12 protein-coding genes and 1 pseudogene are annotated in these 20,182 nt (G+C 56.1%); 8 read left to right on the plus strand and 5 right to left on the minus strand.

Going from position 1 to position 20,182, the window contains the following annotated elements:
* Positions 1 to 146 precede the first annotated feature (146 nt).
* Together ACEN8R_RS09610 and wrbA are read right to left on the minus strand one after the other, a co-directional pair.
* Positions 147 to 4,961, minus strand: coding sequence for a M10 family metallopeptidase C-terminal domain-containing protein (locus ACEN8R_RS09610; protein WP_495624800.1), 4,815 nt, complete (start codon positions 4,959 to 4,961; stop codon positions 147 to 149).
* Between the two features lie 522 nt (positions 4,962 to 5,483).
* Entirely contained in the window at positions 5,484 to 6,086 is a 603-nt protein-coding gene (gene wrbA / locus ACEN8R_RS09615) for an NAD(P)H:quinone oxidoreductase (protein WP_018925944.1), read from the minus strand.
* A gap of 456 nt (positions 6,087 to 6,542) precedes the next feature.
* Here wrbA and ACEN8R_RS09620 point away from each other — a divergent pair, with 456 nt between their 5' ends.
* The 7 genes from ACEN8R_RS09620 to ACEN8R_RS09650 all read left to right on the plus strand — a co-directional run bounded on the left by ACEN8R_RS09620 (position 6,543) and on the right by ACEN8R_RS09650 (position 14,755).
* Positions 6,543 to 7,811, plus strand: coding sequence for a cystathionine gamma-synthase family protein (locus tag ACEN8R_RS09620; RefSeq protein ID WP_495624801.1), 1,269 nt, complete (start codon positions 6,543 to 6,545; stop codon positions 7,809 to 7,811).
* 137 nt (positions 7,812 to 7,948) lie between these two features.
* A complete protein-coding gene (locus tag ACEN8R_RS09625) occupies positions 7,949 to 9,385 on the plus strand; it encodes an amino acid permease (protein ID WP_258614349.1) in 1,437 nt (478 codons plus the stop codon).
* Between the two features lie 51 nt (positions 9,386 to 9,436).
* Complete coding sequence (locus ACEN8R_RS09630) at positions 9,437 to 10,327, plus strand: LysR substrate-binding domain-containing protein (protein WP_495624802.1); 891 nt, start codon at positions 9,437 to 9,439, stop codon at positions 10,325 to 10,327.
* Positions 10,328 to 10,345: 18 nt separating this feature from the next.
* On the plus strand, positions 10,346 to 11,734 hold the full coding sequence (gene thrC, locus ACEN8R_RS09635) for a threonine synthase (RefSeq protein ID WP_064617926.1): 1,389 nt from the start codon (positions 10,346 to 10,348) through the stop codon (positions 11,732 to 11,734).
* Positions 11,731 to 12,168: an Lrp/AsnC family transcriptional regulator gene (locus tag ACEN8R_RS09640; RefSeq protein WP_018925939.1), complete on the plus strand. Its 438-nt coding sequence runs from the start codon at positions 11,731 to 11,733 to the stop codon at positions 12,166 to 12,168. Before thrC ends, ACEN8R_RS09640 begins: the two co-directional genes overlap by 4 nt.
* 115 nt (positions 12,169 to 12,283) lie before the next feature.
* Complete coding sequence (locus ACEN8R_RS09645) at positions 12,284 to 13,324, plus strand: homoserine dehydrogenase (RefSeq protein ID WP_495019749.1); 1,041 nt, start codon at positions 12,284 to 12,286, stop codon at positions 13,322 to 13,324.
* 12 nt (positions 13,325 to 13,336) lie between these two features.
* On the plus strand, positions 13,337 to 14,755 hold the full coding sequence (locus tag ACEN8R_RS09650) for an aldehyde dehydrogenase family protein (RefSeq protein WP_018925937.1): 1,419 nt from the start codon (positions 13,337 to 13,339) through the stop codon (positions 14,753 to 14,755).
* 76 nt (positions 14,756 to 14,831) lie between these two features.
* Here ACEN8R_RS09650 and ACEN8R_RS09655 read toward each other — a convergent pair whose 3' ends face one another.
* From ACEN8R_RS09655 to ACEN8R_RS09665, 3 genes and pseudogenes are all read right to left on the minus strand, one after another.
* Positions 14,832 to 15,698: a patatin-like phospholipase family protein gene (locus ACEN8R_RS09655; RefSeq protein ID WP_018925936.1), complete on the minus strand. Its 867-nt coding sequence runs from the start codon at positions 15,696 to 15,698 to the stop codon at positions 14,832 to 14,834.
* Between the two features lie 555 nt (positions 15,699 to 16,253).
* The gene (locus ACEN8R_RS09660; protein ID WP_495624803.1) at positions 16,254 to 17,807 is read right to left on the minus strand and encodes a sensor domain-containing diguanylate cyclase; all 1,554 of its coding nucleotides are present in this window, start codon (positions 17,805 to 17,807) and stop codon (positions 16,254 to 16,256) included.
* A gap of 102 nt (positions 17,808 to 17,909) precedes the next feature.
* A pseudogene (locus tag ACEN8R_RS09665) lies at positions 17,910 to 18,387 on the minus strand (hypothetical protein).
* Positions 18,388 to 18,805: 418 nt separating this feature from the next.
* Between ACEN8R_RS09665 and ACEN8R_RS09670 the strand changes: the two are divergent.
* Positions 18,806 to 19,723, plus strand: a complete 918-nt coding sequence (locus ACEN8R_RS09670; RefSeq protein WP_495624804.1) for a ketopantoate reductase family protein — start codon at positions 18,806 to 18,808, stop codon at positions 19,721 to 19,723.
* Positions 19,724 to 20,182 lie beyond the last annotated feature (459 nt).

Raw genomic sequence — 20,182 nt, forward strand, 5'->3', positions numbered from 1 at the left:
TTGACCGAGTTTTTTTCTCGCTGGCGAAATTGACGCCTGCCCCCGTACCAGAATGCAAAATGCAGGAGCAGGCAAGCCCGCTCCTGCATTTTGACCTGTGGCTGTCCTCGATTTTTCGAGCACTGCAAATCCCTTTTGGGCGTAACTCAGGCTGTGAAATCGCTGGCGTGCAACTCCGTGACGCCCACCAGTGTGATTTCGAACTCGGGGGCGGCGTCGGCATCGACACTGCCGTAGAGAATGCCATCGGCAAAGCGTAGTTGGCCGGTGGCGTCGGCAGGGTCGAAGGCGTTGGCGCCGATGAAGGTGAAGGCGTCGATAGCAGTGGTCAGCGGGTTGGCGTCCAGGCCGGAGAAGTCCAGATGATCACCCTCGGTGCTCTTGAAACCGTTGATCACATCGCGTAAAGCGCCGGCGCCCATGTCCGACAGCGCATCAAACACGTAGGTATCCGCGCCAGTGCCTCCGGTGAGGTTGTCGGTGCCGGCACCGCCGATCAGCCGGTCATTGCCCGAACCGCCCACCAACGTATCGTTGCCCGCACCACCGTTCAGAACGTTCGCGCCGCTGTTACCCGACAGAGTGTCGGCGTAGGCGCTTCCCGTGAGGTTTTCGAAGAGCTTCACGGTGTCGAGCCCGGAACCCACGGTGTTTTGCTGCGCTGACGTCGAGAGGTTGACGGTAACGCCAGACGCGGCGCGTTCAAAAGACACCGTGTCATTGCCCTCGCGTCCGTCCAGCACGTTGTTGCCGGCTCCGGCGAACAGCGTGTTGTCCAACGCGTTGCCCGTGCCATTGGCGGCGCCAGTGCTATCGATATACAGATGCTCGACGTTGTTGCCGAGGGTATAGGCCGCCAGGCTGCTGTGCACGCTGTCGATCCCTCCGGACGCCGCACTGCTGTTGGTCTCGATCACGGCGTCGTCAGCGTTGTCGACATAGTAGGTGTCGTTGCCATCGCCGCCGCTCATGCTGTCGGCCCCTGCGGCACCATCGAGCACATTATTGCCGGCATTGCCGGTGATGAAGTTGTGCTGCTCATTGCCGGTGCCGTTGATGCCCGACACGCCGGTGAGCACCAGGTTCTCGAGATTGGCGCCCAGGGTCCAGCTGACCGAGGCCTGTACCGTATCGATCTGCGAGGTCGAGGTGTTGGTTTCCACCACGCGGTCGAGCACGTTGTTGACCACATAAATGTCGTTGCCGTCGCCACCGGTCATGGTGTCGGCGCCCAGGCCGCCATCCAGCGTGTCGTTACCCGAGCTGCCCACCAGGGTATCCGCCTGGTCGGTACCGGAAATCATCTTCCGGTTGTTGTCGAAAATGTCCTGCACGCTGTTGTTGTCGTTGGGGTTGCCCTGGAAGCCAAGGTCATTGGCGATGTAGTCGGCCAGGCGCTGGCCGACGATTTCCGCCGATTCCTCGTGCAGGTGCCAGATGTCGTCGGGATACGTCAGCGGATCGACTTCGTGTCGCAAGGGGAGGTCGTTGTAGTCCACCGCCAGCTTGACGTCGGCGCGCTCGGCGGCAATGGCTTCCTGGGCGGCGTGAACATAGCCAACCCCCTCGACGATGGAGGCGATCTTCTCTTCCGAATAGCCACGGGCGCGCGCCGCGTCCTGCTCGTAGTGACCGGTTTCCATCATGTACACGTCGAAGTTGCCGAACTGGGCATGCAGGTAGTCAAACACCTTTAGGGTCGCATCCTTGTAGGCCGCTGCTGCCGCTGCTTTGTCCGTGGCTTGGGCGATCTCCTGAGCGGCTTCCTCACCCTGGCCCCAAATGATGCCCATGGTGACGTTATTGATCGATTGCAGTTCGGAGCGCTGTTCGCTCAGCAGCGTCACGGCGCGCAACAGCGCAGCCCCGGGTTGGTCGGTGTCGGTCAGCCACCAGCACAACTTGAGTTCCTCGGCGCTGAGCGTCGACAGGCCGGTGACCGTGCTGCCGCCCACCGCGATGTCGATGCCGTTGCCATCGGCATCGGTGAACTGGCTGCGCACGTCATAGGGGGTGTAGCGGTCCAGGTCGTTGACCAGCATCGAGGTGCCGGACTGATTGTCGTCCTCCGTCATGCGCAGCAGGCGCGCATTGGATTGGCCGAGGGTGGGCAGGTAGAGGATGTCCTGCTGCGCGTGCTGGCCAAACACGAAGTCACTGGCGGTCAGGGTGTTGAGGTAGTTGCCGCTGAGGGCGATTTCAAAACGATTACCATCGGCATCCGCTTCGGCGGACTTGATGTAGGTCTTGTCGCCCGCCGCGTTGAGGGTGATGTACAACGTGCCATTGTGGCCATCGCCAAGGCCGACAAAGCCCAGGCCTGACACATCGATTTTGTCGACGCCCGCGGTGAAGTCATAAATCGTGTCGGTGGCCGTGATACCACCCGTGTCGTAGTCGCGGTAGCTGTCGAGCAGGTTGGTATAGCGGAAGGTGTCGGCACCGTCGCCACCATACAGCGAGTCGCGTCCGGCACCGCCGTCGACGGTGTCGGCGCCAGCGCCGGCCTTGATCGTGTCGTTGCCACCGAGGCCGAGGATCAGGTCTGCACCCGCCGTGCCGTTGAGGGTTTCGGCATTGTTGGTGCCGGTGACAGTGTTGGCCACTCCCAGGGCGAAGCTATCGCTGGCCGATGCACCGGCCGGGTCTGTGGCCTTGACCAGCACGTCGTAATTGCCGGATGCGGTGCTGGTCGGCGTGCCGCTGAAGGTCAGGTTGGTGGCATTGAAGCTCAGCCACGCGGGCAGGGCGCTGCCATCGGCCAGGGTGGCGGTGTAGCTGAGGTTGTCATTATCCGCATCGGTGAAGCTGGTGGCTGGCACCACGTAGCTGAACGGGGCGTTTTCGGTTGCGTTCTGATCCAGCAGCGGCGTGGCCAGAACCGGCGCGTGGTTGGTCGGTGACGACGTGGCGAAGACGAAGTTGGCGCTGGTCAGCTTGTCGAGGTAGTTACCGTTCAGTGCCACTTCGAAGCGGTTGCCATCGGCGTCGGCAGTCAGGGACTTGATGTAAGTCTTGGTGCCGGCACTGTTGAGCACCACGTACACGGTGTTGTTCTTGCCATCCCCCAGGCCGGTGAAACCCATGGCCGAGAGGTCGATCTTGTCGGCGGTGATATCAAAATCGGTGATCAGGTCGGCAAGGTTGGCACCACCGGTGTTGTAATTGCGATAACTGTCCAGGCGATTGGAAAACACAAAGGTGTCCGCTCCGGCGCCACCGGTGAGGGTGTCCATACCGGCACCGCCGTCGAGTTTGTCGTCACCCGCGCCGCCACTGAGACTATCGTTGCCCGCCAGGCCGAGCAGGGTGTCGGCCGAATCACTGCCCAGCAGCGAGTCGCTGCCGCTGGTGCCGGTGAGCACACGATTGAAGATGAAATTGCTCGCGGTCAGAGTGCTGGCGAGGTTGCCCGAGAGTATCAATTCGAAGCGATTGCCACTGGCGTCGGCATCGTAGTCCTTGATGTAGGTGCGGTTAGTGCTGGCGCTGTAGCTGACTTGCAGGGTACTGCCATGGCCATTGCCCAGGCCGGTGAAACCGAGGCCGGCGAGGTCGATCTTGTCCTGGGTGACATCGAAGTCGGTGATGGTGTCATCGAAGCTCGCGGTTGCATTGCGGTAGCTGTCGGACTGAGTGGTGAAACGGAACGTATCGGCGCCGGTACCGCCGGTGAGTTTGTCGATGCCTGCACCGCCTACCAGAATGTCGTCACCGGCCCCGCCATTGATGGTGTCGTTGCCAGCACCGCCATAGAAAATCTCGCTGCCGGCGCTGCCCAGCAGGGTGTCGTTGCCAGCTGTGCCTTGCACGGTGATCATCGGGACCGTGTCGCTGACGTAACTGCCGTCGCCATAGACCAGCGTCGCACCGTTGCTGGTGTGGCTGATGGTGTTGCCGATGATGGCGTTGCGATCAGTGCCGTCTTCATTGCGCTCCGCAACGCCGTAGGTCGACAGGTTGCTGCCGGTGATGATGTTGCTCTGGATGATGTTATCGCTGCCGTTGTAGTACTTGCCGGACACACCCAGGGTGTCGTTGTAGGACTGGATGATGATCTCCGGCACGGGGTTGCCCAGGGAATTGCTGTTGAGCGTGTTGTCGATAAGCTCGACGTGGTTGCTGCCGTAGATACGGACCCCGGCGCTGGTGTTGTCGTGAATGTCGACGCCGCTGACCGTCACCTCGCTGGACATTTTGATCAGTACCCCTTCGGCGCCGTTGCCATACACCTCGCCACCGGTGATGGTGATGTTGCTGGGGGAGGGGATGTTCTCGCTGCCGCGCTGCACCACGATGCCATTGCCGCCGTTGTTGTAGGCAACGTTATTGGTGAGCGTGAAGTCGTGGGTGCTGGTCACGATATTGAAACCGTGCCGGTCGTTGTCGTAGGCGACGTTGTTTTCGAAGGTGCTGTTGCTCAGGAAGTCAGCTACGAAACCGTCCAGGCCGTTGCCGTGGGACACGCTGTTCTTGATGACCATGTTGATGGTCTGCTCGTGGGGGTCGAAACCGTACCCGGAGCAGTCCTTGATCTCGACGCTGTCGAGGGTGACGTTGGAGTCGTAGCCTGCTTGCCCGGGAATGTAGCCGTTGAACCAACCGTCGATCTTGCCCGTAGTGTTGTCACGGTTGCCGTCAATGGTGAGCTTGCTGACGCCGAAGTCGTGGGTTTCCTCGCCATAGGCGGAGCGGATGACGCCGGTGATCTTGGTGTCGGAGCCGTCAGCCACCTTGACGGTGGTAGCGCCCATGCCGTCGCCGTACAGGTAGACGTTGCTCTTGAGCATCAGGCAACCGTCGGAAGGTTCCACTCCTCCCGAAACGATATAGGTTCCGGTCGGCACGTAAACCTGCCCCCCGCCTGCGGCGGCCGCCGCATCAATTGCACGTTGTATCGCCGCTGTGTCGTCAGTGATGCCATCTCCTTTGGCGCCAAAATTTTGTACATTGAAAATCATGAGCTTATCTCCGTATCAGGCAAGAACCTCGGAAGATGCCAATATTCCATCGACAGCCACCGTGGTTTGACCCAGCGGAGTGCAAAAGTTATGACCACATATCGGGGATGTGTCAAAAAACCGGACTAACTGATCGGCGGTTCGAGGGGTGTATCAAAAAAGTAACAGTTTGTTGACGCTCACTCCGGTAGCGAGCGATGGCTCTGTGGGAGCGGGCTTCCATCATTGAGGTGTATTACGAGGTGCTATCGATAGCCCGCAGGTGCGCTGCAGCAATGTTGTATGCGCGATGCTTGAGCTGGAGGTGTATGAGCGGCATGGGTAATGAGGAGCGACCTCGCCAGAACGTCGCTCCTCTGAATCCAACAACGCTTACGTCGTCTTCAATGACTCCCGACGCGCAAGGCTTTCTCTAGAATCGCCAAGCCACCAGCGAGTATCAGCGGCGCGGTGGTGAAGTCCGCCCCGGCCTTACACAGGCTAGCTCGTGTCCTGCAATACGCGCCCATTCAGGTGCTTGCGTTAACCCGCGATCTTTATTGCAAGCTCAGCGACGTGTTTACCCTGGAAACGCGCAATATCCAGTTCATTCTGTGACGGTTGCCGTTTACCGTCAGCGCCTGCCAGGGTGGTCGCGCCATAGGGCGTACCGCCGGTGATCTCGCTCATGTTGGTCAGCCCTGCGCAGGTGTAAGGCACACCCACGATGACCATCCCTTGATGCAGGAGTGTGCTGTGAAACGACGTAATCGTGGTTTCCTGGCCACCGTGCTGGGTGCCGGTCGATGCAAAGACACTGCCGATTTTCCCGACCAGCGCGCCGCTCATCCACAGTCCGCCGGTCTGGTCGAGAAACGTGCGCATCTGTCCCGCCATATTGCCGAAGCGCGTCGGTGTACCAAAGATGATTGCATCGTAATTGCCCAGCTCGTCAGGTGTCGCCACCGGTGCCATCTGGTCAAGTTTGACGCCGATGGCTGCTGCCTGTTCGGCCGGGATGGTTTCAGCAACACGCTTGAGCGTCACGTCGGTGCCAGGTACGGATCGTGCGCCTTCGGCCACTGCTCCAGCCATCGTTTCGAGGTGACCGTACATTGAGTAATAGAGAACCAGTACCTTCGCCATGATTTTTCTCCTGGATTAAGCGCCATTCGATGGATTAGGAAGATCTTGGGTTACACCACTGCCAACGAACTGCAGCGGCAGGCGTAGCACTCGGTCACGAACAAAACGGCGGCTCACACCCACCCGACTGCAGGGACTTTGACGGCATGCGGATTAACACTAGCAGTTCCGTATGCTGCCTGCCGGGCAGTCAGGGAAGCTATTCGATTGGTGGCAGATGGCAGCACGTGTAGTGGGGAAGGGCGCGCAGCAAAGAGGGCATCTGTCATAGGTAATTCACTTCACTCAATGCGCATGGGCATGTGAATGGATGGTCAGGGCACCCGGTACCCAGCCATTAAAAAAAGTACCCCTTACTCCCGGATATCATGATTTTTCACATGCATGAGCTTTCCATATAGTCCTCCCAAGCCCACTTGGAACACGGCTGTGTTTCCCTTGATGCGAGAGAACTTTATGGAAAATAAGAAACGCGCCGTCCAGGCTTCAGACATTGGGATGGGGACTCGAGTCGTATGGGGAGGAGAGCAGGTTCAACATCCCTACAATGCGACGCAGACACCCATCGTGGTCAGTGCTGCCTATGGCTATGACGATATCGATAAGTGGTATGACGTGGCATTGGGAAAGGAGCCCGGCTTCATTTACAGCCGGATGAGCAATCCCACTGTCTGCGTCTTGGAAGATAAACTCTGTGAGCTCGAAAACGCAGAGTCGGCCGTAGCTTTCAGTACCGGAATGGCCGCGATCAGCGGTGTACTGCACACCTTCCTGTCCTTTGGGCAGCGTGTGATATCTACGCGTGACAGCTACGGTGGTACGAACAAGATTTTCGAGGAGTTTCTTCCACGCATGGGGGTGGAGGTAACCCTTTGCGATACGCTCGACACCGTGGCACTTGAGCAGGAGATCGCTAAAGGCTGCAACGTCCTGTACCTGGAAACACCCACGAACCCAACGCTGAAAATCGTTGATATTCGGCGCCTTGTGGCAGCGGCCAAGCGAGTGGGCGCTTTGGTTGTTGCGGACAATACATTCGCGACGCCTCTGAATCAGAACCCGCTCGCCTTAGGCGTTGATGTGGTTGTGCACAGCGCGACCAAATTCCTGTCCGGTCATGGTGATGTCCTCGGTGGTGTGGTCTGCGGCGCCGAGCATTTGATGTCTCAAGTTCGCCATTACCGCGAAATCAATGGTGCCTCGCTGGATCCTTTTTCGGCGTATCTAATCATCCGAGGCATCAAGACTCTGGCTCTGCGTGTTCGCCAGCAACAGGCGAGCGCGAAGCTTTTGGCCGAGTACCTCTGTACCGAACCGCTGGTTGAGTCGGTGAACTATCCGGGGCTGCCTCAACATCCAGGTCATGACATCGCTCGTTCGCAAATGAACGGATTCGGAGCCATCGTCAGCTTCGTGCTGAAAGGAGGCATGGGCACAGTGACCCGTTTGCTGCCGCTGCTCAGGTATGCGCATCGGGCGGGTAATTTGGGCGCTGTCGAGACCATCTATGGGCCGGCTCGGACGACCAGTCACGTGGAAAATACCTTGGAAGAACGTCAGGCACTTGGAATCTCCGAAGGTTTGGTTCGAGTGTCCGTAGGTATTGAAGATTCAGCAGATTTATTGGCTGACCTAAAACAAGCTTTCGCTTTAGTGCGAGGTAAACATGGTGATACGAGCTTTAACGCTGATAGTGCCCAACGTTTCATTGAAGTAGAAACCTGAATACGGGCAGGACGCTCGAGATTCATCTTAAGCCCTTCATGAAGAATGAAAATAATAAAATCCAGCGACAACTAAATTGTACTGCCCAACCGCCAGTTACAAGGACGCTTGTCCGCACATTTCATGAGAATAAAACTATGTCCACGCATATTAAAGATAATCAGTCCGACCCAAACTCGCGTTTCAAAAAGGAAATGCAAACACGCCACATCGTTATGTTGGCACTGGGCGGTGTGATCGGTACGGGGTTATTCCTTACCTCCGGTTACACGGTTAATCAGGCAGGGCCACTCGGTGCAGTGATTGCTTACATCATCGGTGCAGTGATGGTGTATTTAGTCATGGTCTGTCTCGGTGAGTTGGCTGTACAGATGCCAGAAACCGGATCTTTCAGTAGTTACGCAACGCGATACCTGGGCCCAGGCACAGGCTATACAGTGGCCTGGCTATACTGGCTCACTTGGGCAGTAGCTATCGGTTCAGAGTTCACAGCTGCGGGCATTCTGATGGTTCGGTGGTTTCCTGATACCCCCGTCTGGATTTGGAGCGCGCTATTTGCCATCGCAGTGTTCTCAAGCAATGTTGTCTCCGTTCGGTGGTTTGCGGAGACTGAGTTTTGGCTTTCGCTGATTAAGGTGCTGACCGTTATCACATTCATTGTGATCGGCGGAGCGGCAATTTTCGGTCTTATTCAAGTACAGAGTTTGCAGGGTGCGGGACTTTCCAACTTCACACGTGAGGGGCTTTTTCCCACCGGGTTTCTACCCATTGCAATGACCCTCCTGGCTGTTTCCTTCGCCTTTTCGGGAACTGAGCTGATCGGGATTGCGGCAGGCGAAGCGCAAGACCCACATACTAGCGTGCCCAAGGCAATCCGCACGACAGTGGTACGTTTGGCGCTGTTCTTCGTGGGGACCATTTTCGTCCTTGCGACGTTACTGCCACGAGAGCAAGCGGGGCTTGTAGAAAGTCCGTTCGTCATGGTGTTTGAGCTGATTGGCATCCCATACTCTGCCGACATTATGAACTTCGTCATTCTTACGGCACTGATTTCCGCCGCTAACTCGGGGCTGTATGCAGCATCGCGCATGCTGTGGACATTGAGCGATCAAGGACATATGCCTAAGCGCTACGCCAGGCTCTCCAGTCGTGGCACACCGGTGAACGCCATCGTGCTTAGTATGGCGGGCGCAGTGGCTTCTCTGCTCAGCAGTGTGTTTGCCCCTGATACGGTTTACTTGGCCTTGGTGTCCATTTCCGGTCTGGCGGTCGTAGTCGTGTGGATGAGCATTGCTGCCAGCCAGATCGCGTTCCGTCGTCAATACGTTGCTAATGGCGGACGAGTTGAAGACCTGCATTTCCGTGTACGCGGCTATCCATGGGTGCCTATCGGTGCACTGTTGTGTTGCTTGCTGGCCTGTGTGGGTATCGCTTTTGATCCTGAGCAGCGAGTGGCGCTTTACTTCGGACTGCCCTTTATCGCGTGGTGTTATTTCGTTTACTGGGTCACTCGAAACAAGAGAGCAGAGCGATTGGCTTTAGCCGCCGCTGTTCATTCCTCTGGCACCGTGTGAGTTTCTCAGGCAATGATTGAGCATAGTTAAAGCCCTGATGAGGTTGCGCCGATGAGTCAAAAGTCACTACCACCCTTGAACTGGTTGAGGGCATTCGAAGTATCGGCGCGTTGTTTAAATTTTACCCACGCGGCGGAAGAACTCCATTTGACTCAAGGGGCTGTGAGTCAGCAGATCCGTCAGTTAGAAAGTCACCTCGGTGTGGCGCTGTTCAAGCGCTTACCTCGAGGACTTGGCTTGACCGAGGAAGGGCAGTCGTACCTGCCTGTCGTACAAGACGCGATCAGTCGCCTTGCAGTCGGCACAAACGAGATTTTCGGCCAGCGCAATCGAAGACATTTGAAGGTGCGTGGCAGCCTTTCCTTTCTTCACTATTGGTTGGCCCCCCGACTCGCAGATTTTTGTCGGGAGTATCCCCAGATTGATATTCGATATATCAGCAATATTTGGGTGAAAGAACCGGACGGCGAGGATGACCTGGAGATTCGCTGGGGATGCGGTGAGTGGTCGGGCTTGCACGCTCAGCGATTGACTTGGGACATCCTTCAGCCTGTTTGCTCCCCAACGCTCATGGCCAGTTCACCCATACATGAGCCTCGCGATTTGATGAACCATTCACTGCTTCACGTGTTGGGGTACGAAGAAGGTTGGGGTTACTGGTTGAAGCGAGTTGGAGCAGACGACGTCGACTACTCCCGTGGTCTTCAGTTTGACACGCTGATTTCCACGATCCGAATGGCCGAATTGGGGCAGGGCGTTGCGCTGGCACGGTCTTCCGTGGTCGAGGATTTGCTTAAAAACGGGCAATTGGTTGCGCCATTCAATCACCGTATCGAGGCAAGCGAATCCTTTTATCTGGTGCACGAACAGAACGAAGTGCTATCGCCTGATGCCGCACATTTTTCTACCTGGCTGGTGGCGCAAGCCCATCGCCTTTTGTAAAACTGATTTGGAGTTGCCATGGATTATGTAAGCACTCGCGGCGGCGACATGCGTGCTGATTTTCGCAGTGTGGTTCTGTCGGGGCTCGCCGAAAATGGTGGTCTCTATGTCCCAGCCAGTTTGCCTGTCTTTACCGAGAAACAGATTGCTGGCTGGTCGTGGCTGCCGTTTGATGAGTTGGTTTGGCGAGTGATTTCGCCTTTTGTTGGTTCATCCATAGACGAAAGCACCCTGCGTGCCTTGCTCAGTGACAGCTATCAACAATTCAAGCACCGCGCTATTACGCCGCTTGAGCAAATCGGGCACAACGAGTGGATACTCCAGCTGTTTCATGGCCCGACCGGTTCTTCCAAGGATTTCGCCGCGCAATTGCAGTCGCGCCTGGTCGACCATTTCCTGAAGGAGATCGGTAAAGAAGCGTTGGTGGTCGGTGCAACTAACGGTGATACCGGCGTCGCGGCGCTTGAAGCCTTTGCTAACTGCCCGGCCGCCCGCATGGCGATACTGTATCCGCGCGACGGGCTTGCACCTGAGCAACTCAGTGCCTTGCAGGCAGCCGACCCGCAGCGGGTTCAGCTGTTTCCGGTTGACGGTAATTTCGATGATTGCCAGACGCTGGTCTCCCGACTCTTGCGTGAGTGGCCGTTGGATGGAGTGTTGCCGGTCTGTTTCAACTCGACCAATTGGATCGGCGTCCTGGCCCAGATCGTTTTTTACTTCCACGCAGCCTTGCAACTGGGCGGTGGCTCGCGTCCCGTTGGCTTTAGCGTTCCAGCTGCCAGCTCGGCCGAAATCTACGCTGGTTACATTGCGCAGAAAATGGGATTACCGATCAATCAGGTGATCATTTCCACCAACAGCAATGATGCCCTGCACCAGTTTTTTCATTGCAATCGGTACTCCACCCGGATGACTAATCGAACCGTGTCGCCGGCGATGGACTTCTCGTTGTTTTCCAACCTGGAGCGGTTTATCTGGGAGATTTACGAGCACGATGGCTGCTCAACAAAAGCACTGATGGAGCATTTTGAAAGTTGCGGAGAAATGAGCATCGGCAACCAGCAATGGCTGCGTGCTCGAGTACTCTTCGATTCCTATGCCGTACACGAATCCCAGGTGCGCGATGAAGTAGTCGAACTGTTCCGAGAGACAGGCTCGGCCATCGATCCTCACACCGCTGTCGGTGTACTGGCCGGCAGGCTTCATCGACGCAGCCTGGGCGCGCCGATGGTCACCTTCGGGCAAATTGCGCCGGCCAAGTCAGCGGCGCTGTTGGCCGAACTGGGCGTCTGGCAAGCAAGCGTTCCGAGCACTGTCGAGGTGCGCGCGCAACCACCGTACCTGGCCAAGGGTGATCTTGACGGTCTGTGCCAGGCTCTTCGTCTGGCGCTGCAGAGGTCTGCATGAAGCGCATTCTAGATCCGTTGGACGAACGCATACTCGCCGAACTTACCGCCAATGCGCGAATAGCCCATATCGAACTGGGTGCCAAGATCAACTTGTCGCGCAATGCGGTGCGCCAGCGCATCGAGCGTCTTGAGCGCGACGGTGCGATCCAGGGCTATACGGTTCTTCTCGGTGAGTCGCGGCGGCCTACGTCGCTTATCAGCGCGGTGATCTTTGTCTACCGCTACGACCGCATGCGTGGCGAAGAAGTACTGACTGCGCTGCGCTCCATTCCCGAAGTCGTGCAATGTGAAGTACTCAGTGGTGAGTTCGATTTAATGCTGCGTGTGAATGCCGCCACACCTGAACGCGTCCATCTCGTGTGGAAGGAAATCGCGGCCATGCCGGGGGTGGAAAACACCGTGACATCGTTCGTCCTTTCTGCGGTGTTTTGACAACATCGTGCTTGGGCAAAACGCTCAATTAATACAGCACTCTGCCATATTCAACTGCCAAAGCCCGGCTCTTAGGATGTTCCTAACGAACAACATCAATATAGGAACAGCGCTTATGACTGAGTACAAAATTGCCTTGGTAGGATTTGGTGGCGTGAACCGTGGCTTCGCCCAATTGGTCGCCGATTGTAATGCCGAGTGGAAAGAGGCCCTGGGCTTCACCATTAAAATTGTCGGTGTCACCGATCTGTTCCTCGGCTCAATCGTTGCCAAAGACGGTCTGGATGCAAAGCAGTTGGTGGCGCTGCCGGTTGAGAAGGGCGCATTCGCTCAACTGCCCGGCGGCAATGCTGAGGCCTTCAACGAAACCGTGATCAAGCATTCCGGTGCAGACATCATCGCTGAGGCCACTTTTACCAATCCGGTGGATGGCGAGCCCGCCACTACCTTTTGCCGCTGGGCCTTGGAAAGCGGCATTCATGTAGTGACCACCAATAAGGGGCCTATTGCGCTGCACGGTGCCGAGCTCAAAGCGTTGGCCCGGCGCAACCAGGTCGCCTTCGAATACGAGGGGGCGGTGATGAGTGGCACCCCCGTGATTCGTCTGGCCAGGCAGGCTCTGGCGGGTGCCAATGTGCAAGGCTTCGAAGGCATCCTGAACGGCACTTCCAACTACGTGCTCACCCGGATGAAAGACGGCCTGGCGTTCAACGATGCCGTCGTACAAGCGCAACAACTCGGCTACGCCGAGGCAGATCCAACCGCCGATGTGGAAGGGTTTGACGTACGCCTCAAGGTGGTGATCCTGGCCAACGAACTGCTCAACGCACGACTGAATGTCAGCGATGTAGCGTGCTCGGGTATCAGCAATATCAGCGCACAAGATATTGCCCAGGCAAGTGCCAATGGCGCGAGCTGGAAACTGATTGGCTCAGCCGATCGTGAAGCGGATGGCTCGGTTCGAGCGAGTGTCGAGGCTCGCTTACTGTCGAACTCACATCCTCTTGCCGGAATCAACGGCGCTACGAATGCAGTGTCATTCAAGACCGAACTCCTGGGAGCTGTCACGGTGTCCGGGCCTGGGGCAGGGCGCATCGAAACAGCCTTCGCATTGCTGTCGGACATCGTCGCCATCCACTCCGCCCACGGCAAATAACAGGAGATAGTCATGAGCGTATCCAGCATGGCCAGTATCCAGCTTGTTGAAGCCAAACAGATTGATGTGTTCAGTCCATTCGATGGTCGCTTGGTGGGCAGTGTCCCTTGCCTCGATGCCGCCGCAGTTCCTGGCTTGCTGGAACGTGCGCGAATTGGCGTGCGTGAGAGTGCGGCAATGCCTCGTCACCTGCGTGCACGCATCCTTGAGGAGGCGGCCCGGCGTGTAGAGCTTGAGGCTGAAGCGTTTGCCAAACTCATTGTTGCAGAGGCGGGGAAGACGCTGCGACAAGCAGAGAAGGAAGTGAAGCGCTGTGTGAACACGCTGAAGCTATCGGCGGAAGAGGCTCGTCGTAACGCCGGGGAAGTGATTCCATTTGAGGCATATGAAGGCTCCGAATCGCGCCAAGGCTGGTTCACTCGAGAACCGTTGGGGCTTATCGTCGCGATCACTCCCTACAACGATCCGCTGAACCTGGTCGCCCATAAACTTGGCCCGGCCATCGCCGGTGGTAATGCTGTGATCCTGAAGCCCTCAGAGCTCGCACCGTTGTCTGCTCTCAAGCTGGTTGAGTGCCTGGTGGAAGCGGGTCTGCCTCCGTCTGTGGTAACCCCGGCGACCGGTGGCGTCGATCTGGGTAAAGCATTGGTGGAGGTTCGTGAAGTTCGGATGATTTCCTTTACGGGCGGTTTTGCCACAGGTGAGGCCATCGCTCGTAGTGCAGGGTTGAAGAAGCTAGCGATGGATCTGGGAGGAAATGCCCCGGTTCTCGTGCTTGAAGATTGCGATATCGAACCGACTGTTGAGTCCTGTGTGTCTGGCGCCTTTTGGGCAGCAGGGCAGAATTGCATCGGCACTCAACGCATCCTTGTACACAGTTCAATTTATGAGGACTTCCGTGAGCGTTTTGTCAGCCAAACGCGTGCCTTGGTAGTGGGTGATCCTGACCAGCGAGCAACGGATGTAGGCCCGATGATTACAGAACAGGCGGCCCGTCGTACCGAACAATTGGTGAATGAAGCACTGGCCGAGGGGGCCGTTCTTCTGTGTGGGCACCATCGCGAAGTGGGAAGCTATGCGCCGACCGTGCTGGAGCGTGTAAGCCATAACAGTCGTATCTGGCAGCAGGAAGTCTTCGCGCCGGTTGTCATCCTGGAGCCTTTTGACCAGTTGGATGATGCTGTTGCTCTGGCCAACGCTCCGGAGTACAGCTTACATGCGGGACTCTTCACACGTGATCTTTCCAAGGCCTTGAAATTGGCGCGGCAAATTCAAGCCGGTGGCGTGATGATCAATGACTCTTCCGATTATCGTTTTGATGCCATGCCTTTCGGTGGCTTCAAGTACGGAAGTCTGGGGCGAGAAGGTGTCCGGTTTGCCTATGAGGACATGACGCAGCCTAAAGTGGTCTGCATCAATGAAATGGGTTGAGCCATCAAAGTAGCTAATTACCGTCGACCGTTACATCGGGTGAAGTTGCTCGTCCAGTGACACCCGATGTTTTTTCTCAATGCTCATGGGCATGTGAATGGATGGTCAGGGCACCCGGTACCTTGGTGCGTTCGAGCCCCCCATGTTCCAGCCACCGGAGGGTCTGCTCATAGGCACGCTGCAGCAAAGACTCGGTCTGGTCGAAGTTGAACACCGAGACATCCACAGGGCACAAGGGCGGGACGATGTGCAGGCTGGTGAGCGTGCGGAAGTGTTCGATGTCGCTCACCAGTTGGCGCATGCTCATCAGATTGACGGTGTGCAAGGCCAAGGCGACCAAGCCTCGGGGCGGTTGTGTCAGGGCGCAACTGACCCCGGTGGGGATGACCACGACGTTGCTGGCTCCCAAGGCTACGGCAGTCGAAATAGGTGTATTGCTTGCCACGCCGCCGTCAACCAGGAACCGATCGGCGATTTGTACGCAGGGGAACACCAGTGGGATAGCAGCGCTGGCCAGTAACGCCTGCTCAAGTTCGCCACTGGACAGCACCGTCTCGGCGCCACTGAGCAGGTCGGTGGTGACGATGTGCAGGGGCAGCGCCGCATCCTCAATGCGATGAATGGGCAGTGCCTGACCCAGCAATCGGTGCAAGGCCGCCGGCTGCAACAGAAAACCACGCCGTTTGAGCAGTCCTCTACAGGTATCGAGCCAGGAGAGGGGAAAGATGTCCGTTTTACTCAGCCCGCGCCAGAATCCGGCGAGCGCCTCGACGCCATCGGAATCGGGCCTTGCGGCAAAGTAGGCACCGTTGATAGCGCCTACCGAAGCGCCAACCACCATGTCGAATCGAACATTGGCCTCGACCAAGGCCCGCAACATCCCCACCTGGACCGCACCCAAGCTGCCGCCGCCAGCGAATACGATTGCGGTTTTGGTCGCCATGGTCGAAGTCTCGGTGCGGAAATGTATCGAATGAGTGTAGCTGGTGGGGTGGTGTTACTTTGGGCGGCTCGCCATATGCTCGAGCCGTCGTAAGCTAGTAGTTCCGGACGATGCCGAATCCCACGGGATCAATGCGTAACGGAGCGTACTTCTACTGCGAGACTTCAGGCAGAACTGGACGATATCGTTCTGGCCGTTCCCAACCTATCGGACGCTAGCGTACCAATCGGCTCCGATGAGGATGGGTGCTCAAACCCTACATGGGCGGTGTCGATATCATTCGTTAAATGCCTATAGGCCTCAGGGGCTGGCATAGTTGATGTGTATCACTGTCTTGAGAAAAGCAGGGGGCCAGCGCTCAGCTAGTCGGCGCTGTGAACGTTTCCGTGATCAATCTTGGACTTCGGAGTTTGGAAGGTGCGTTCCCGGTACTGTTACAACACAGCTTCCGAACGCCAGGCCAGACATTTTCTTAATGCATGGCAATGGGTACGTCATGTGGTTTTGTGGCGGGGACTGACAACCTTGTGTAGTGACAACTCGATAGTCAGTTTGTTACGGATTCGCAAGTTGGACTTGATCACGACCACTTGATTTAGCACTGTACATAGCGGTATCGGCACGCCGAATGAAGGCGTCAAACGATTCCGATGGAACCCACGTTGCAACGCCGAAGCTACAAGTAACCTCTCCTGCCTCGTCAAATGGGAGGGCGCTTATCAGCACTCTAAGCTTTTCTGCCAGCAGGCTCGTATCGTTCGATTCGCTGTCCGGGCAGATCAATGCGAACTCTTCTCCGCCCGTTCGGCACAGCAAATCGGTATTGCGTGTTGCCGTACGTATTCGTGCGCACAACGACTTAAGAACGTTATCACCACACTGATGCCCCCAGCGGTCGTTGATGCATTTGAAGTGATCGACGTCGAACAGGATCAGCGATAGAGGCTTGTCGTGCTCGTCAGCCTCGATGAGCAGGCGCTCCATCAAATCTTCGAAATACCGGCGGTTATAGACACCGGTCAGGTGATCGGTAATGTTCAATAAACGCAAGTCTTGCGTGCGCTCATCAACCAGCGAGAGGGCGCGGGCGCGCTGTGTGATCAGCAAGTACACCATCAAGGTCAGCAGCAGCGTCAATCCTACTCCGAATACTGCAATCAAACTGACGGACAGGACGTTGCTGTTGGCGACCAGAAAAGTTGAGCTGGGCCGAAACTGCATCAGGTAATTCTGGTCGGCCACTTTCAACAGCCGTTGTGCGTACAGCTCTGACGGGGCAGCGGGGGCCTGGCTCTGATAAATGGTTTCCCCTTGATGCTGCGTGTCGATCAGTGAAAGTCTCACGTTCAGCCGTTGCAGACTGGGTGATGGAATGCCTTGTTCCATCAAAGACGCCAGGCGTACGGTGGAGACAACGAAACCCTGCAAACCATCATCTTTAGATGGAACCTTAAGGTAGTCCTGGAATACGGGTGCGACGAAGAAAATCCCGGACTGCCCATTAGTCATTTTCAATGGTTCCGACACGACTATTTGATGTGTTTCTCTCGCCTTGCTCATCAAGACCTGGCGACCCGGGCGAGCCATGACATCCATGCCAGGAACGATCTTCACGTCATCGAGCTTCAATAGGTAGAGCAATATCCAGTGTTCCGGCCTGCTGGAGAGGGGGATTTTTTCGCCGGTGACTGGATTAATTTCATGATATGAAAAATCACTTGTACCGTTGAGGAGCGCCTTCGCGCGAAACGACTGTAGATCCTTCTCAAGAATCCTCGGTACCCAGCTATAGGCTTCGTCCTCTCCAACTAGAGGTGTGACGAATCCCAGAAACTCCTTTTCAGTGACATCGTCGGCATTGATAAAGAAACGCTTCACAACGTCTAGTTTTAAGACCTGCGTATTAAAGCGTCGTTGCAGGCGACTGAATCGTTCGTCGACCTCCAGTTGGAACGCAACGTTGACGGTGCGCTGCTCTGACCCAACGAAAAGAATCAGTACCAAGACCGTGACGGCGACACCAGCTAGGAACACCAGAGCGCAGAGGCTCACATCTGATGCTTTGAATGCGTTCTGACGAGAAGACATCATTTCCTGTTCCTTGCTCATCGCCAAAATCGACGCGCGGTCATCTAGTATTCTTTCGAATTATCGGCACTTCCGACGACATCTTTATAGGCTATGCGACCCGGATACCTATCTACTCAATCTTCAGGTTTGCGTGCGTAGCCAAGCTTCCACTTTTTGCAATCTGCCAATCTCGAGAAGCTTTGACTTTGCTAGATCTAAAACCTCAAGCAGTCGCTGTTTTTCTATTCGGGAGGGAAACCAATCATCAATTTCAACGCTGCAGTGTATGGACTCGCTCAATGCCCATCTCACGATCATGTCCGCTGCTGCCCTTTAGTGATCCGCCATGTACAGACGTCGTCCTTCAACAGCCCAGCCACGGCCAACTAGCTGATCAGTGACGTCTGATGCCCAGGTCGCCAAAGTAGTCGGTGGTGTCAGGATAATGGATGCCTGCCAATGATACGTTGGCCACGCCGGATTCCCGATCAAAATATGAAAGGAAATGCCACCCACCCGTGGTGCTTCCTGGATGTGGGAAATTGATGGCGGCTTTCCCTGTAATGTAGTTTTCGCGGGAGGCGCGTTTGAGGTCAAAATCAAAGAGCGGCTGCATCATGGGAGCTTTTTACGCCGCGCTAGACCCTGCTCGATGTGGCCAGCGCGGGCGAAAATTGTGGCGTCTTCTACACGTAACCCACAATTTCAGGTGTGATTGCTAGACTGCATAGACTCCAGTGATAACCTGTTGATGCCCCCAGTCACCTTACCTGGCACACAAAAAGATTCTGCTCGACGCGACATCGATTGCTTGATTCGAACCGTTAGTTGCGAGCGCGCCACCTCGCAATCCTCAAAGCGCGTCTGACCAATCCATATGCATATCTTTATCCTCTTCATCGTGCAGGTCAGCAGTCAGCACAACTGATGTGAATGTCACCAACATAGAAGGCGTTTATCTTGAGTAGGCTTGGTATCTATTTGTGTGATTGCTGGCCCTTTTTCTACAGTTACCAGCTATTAGTCGAGGATTATTCATGAAAATCGCAATTGTCGGCGCTGGTGCAATGGGAGGGCTTTTTGGTGCGCGCCTATCGCTGGGTGGGCAAGAGGTCTCCTTTGTTGAAGCCTCTGAAGCCACTATCGCGGCCATCCAGCGCAAGGGCCTGCAGCTCGTGACGCCTTCGGCAACGGAGCGCGTGATGGTGCCTATTGGGCGGGCGAAGGATTTCGCTGGAACCTTCGATCTGGTAGTTATTTTTACTAAGGGCTTTCACACGGATATTGCTATTGAGTCGGTGCGACATCTTGTCGGGCCTACGACCTGGGCGCTATCTGTTCAAAATGGCTTGGGCAACGCCGAGCTGATCTCCAAAGTCGTACCTGCAGAGCGCATTATTGTGGGTATGACCAATCTGCCTGCTGATCTGGTTGAACCAGGTGTCGTCCACAGCCATGGTGATGGCCATATAAATCTTTGGCCATGGAATGGTGAGGATAAGTCGGTAGCACAGGATATCGCAGAGACCTTCCAGCAAGCCGGGTTACCGTGTCGGGCCGACCCAGAGGTTCAAATTGCCATCTGGGAGAAGGTAGCTTTCAACGCTGCCTTGAACTCGGTCTGCGCGATTACACGCCAAACCGTGGGAGGCGTTGGGGATTCTGAGCATGGTAGGAGTTTGACCGCAGGTGTTATCCGAGAAACGGTAGAGGTCGCGAATGCTCTCGGAGTGGATGCTCAAGCCAGTCGGGTAGAGCATGCCGTTAATCACGCCTTTGCCAATCATCATCAGCACAAGCCGTCGATGTTGCAGGATGTCGAGGCAAAGCGAAAAACTGAAATCGACTTCATCAATGGCGCCGTTGTTGAGCGAGCCAACGAGCAAGGGATCGACACCCCTGTGCTTTCATCGCTGCACAGCTTGGTCAAGCTCATTGAGGGCGCGTATCTCTGAATAGTGGTAAATCATCACCTCGAGAAGATCGGAAGGTAAAGCACTGACCCGCCGTGGCGCCATAAATATCGCCATATCAAATCAGGTCACTCCAGGCTCACCTAGAGTGGCTTGAGTTTGTTCGAAGAACCAGCTGAGGCCAGTTGATTGAATGCTTCTGGAGTGCCAGTGAAGGGTGCCTTCAAACGCTGGTACATGGAAAAGTGTGGAAGCCTGAGCTTGATTCGACGCTTGGCACCGAGCTTTTGGAGTACGTCTTCGGCCATTCCATGCCCCGATGTTCTTGTGACTAGGACATGAGGTTCCGCAAGGAAGTTTTCCATCGACAAATCCTCTTGAATCCGAGGGTGACCTGCGTCTAGCAGGCAAACATAGCGTTCGCTCACAAGTCTCTTGGAGGCTAGTCTTGGGCCGCTGATGACCCGGCTACAGATTCAGTCATGCCCCTAATGTCTTTAC

Source organism: Pseudomonas sp. Pseusp15, from assembly GCF_059492165.1.

Excerpts from the sequence above, each read along its gene's own strand:
- ACEN8R_RS09610 (WP_495624800.1), bottom strand. The coding sequence starts at position 4,961 with ATGATTTTCAATGTACAAAATTTTGGCGCCAAAGGAGATGGCATCACT.
- wrbA (WP_018925944.1), bottom strand. The coding sequence starts at position 6,086 with ATGGCGAAGGTACTGGTTCTCTATTACTCAATGTACGGTCACCTCGAA.
- ACEN8R_RS09620 (WP_495624801.1), top strand. The coding sequence starts at position 6,543 with ATGGAAAATAAGAAACGCGCCGTCCAGGCTTCAGACATTGGGATGGGG.
- ACEN8R_RS09625 (WP_258614349.1), top strand. The coding sequence starts at position 7,949 with ATGTCCACGCATATTAAAGATAATCAGTCCGACCCAAACTCGCGTTTC.
- ACEN8R_RS09630 (WP_495624802.1), top strand. The coding sequence starts at position 9,437 with ATGAGTCAAAAGTCACTACCACCCTTGAACTGGTTGAGGGCATTCGAA.
- thrC (WP_064617926.1), top strand. The coding sequence starts at position 10,346 with ATGGATTATGTAAGCACTCGCGGCGGCGACATGCGTGCTGATTTTCGC.
- ACEN8R_RS09640 (WP_018925939.1), top strand. The coding sequence starts at position 11,731 with ATGAAGCGCATTCTAGATCCGTTGGACGAACGCATACTCGCCGAACTT.
- ACEN8R_RS09645 (WP_495019749.1), top strand. The coding sequence starts at position 12,284 with ATGACTGAGTACAAAATTGCCTTGGTAGGATTTGGTGGCGTGAACCGT.
- ACEN8R_RS09650 (WP_018925937.1), top strand. The coding sequence starts at position 13,337 with ATGAGCGTATCCAGCATGGCCAGTATCCAGCTTGTTGAAGCCAAACAG.
- ACEN8R_RS09655 (WP_018925936.1), bottom strand. The coding sequence starts at position 15,698 with ATGGCGACCAAAACCGCAATCGTATTCGCTGGCGGCGGCAGCTTGGGT.
- ACEN8R_RS09660 (WP_495624803.1), bottom strand. The coding sequence starts at position 17,807 with ATGAGCAAGGAACAGGAAATGATGTCTTCTCGTCAGAACGCATTCAAA.
- ACEN8R_RS09670 (WP_495624804.1), top strand. The coding sequence starts at position 18,806 with ATGAAAATCGCAATTGTCGGCGCTGGTGCAATGGGAGGGCTTTTTGGT.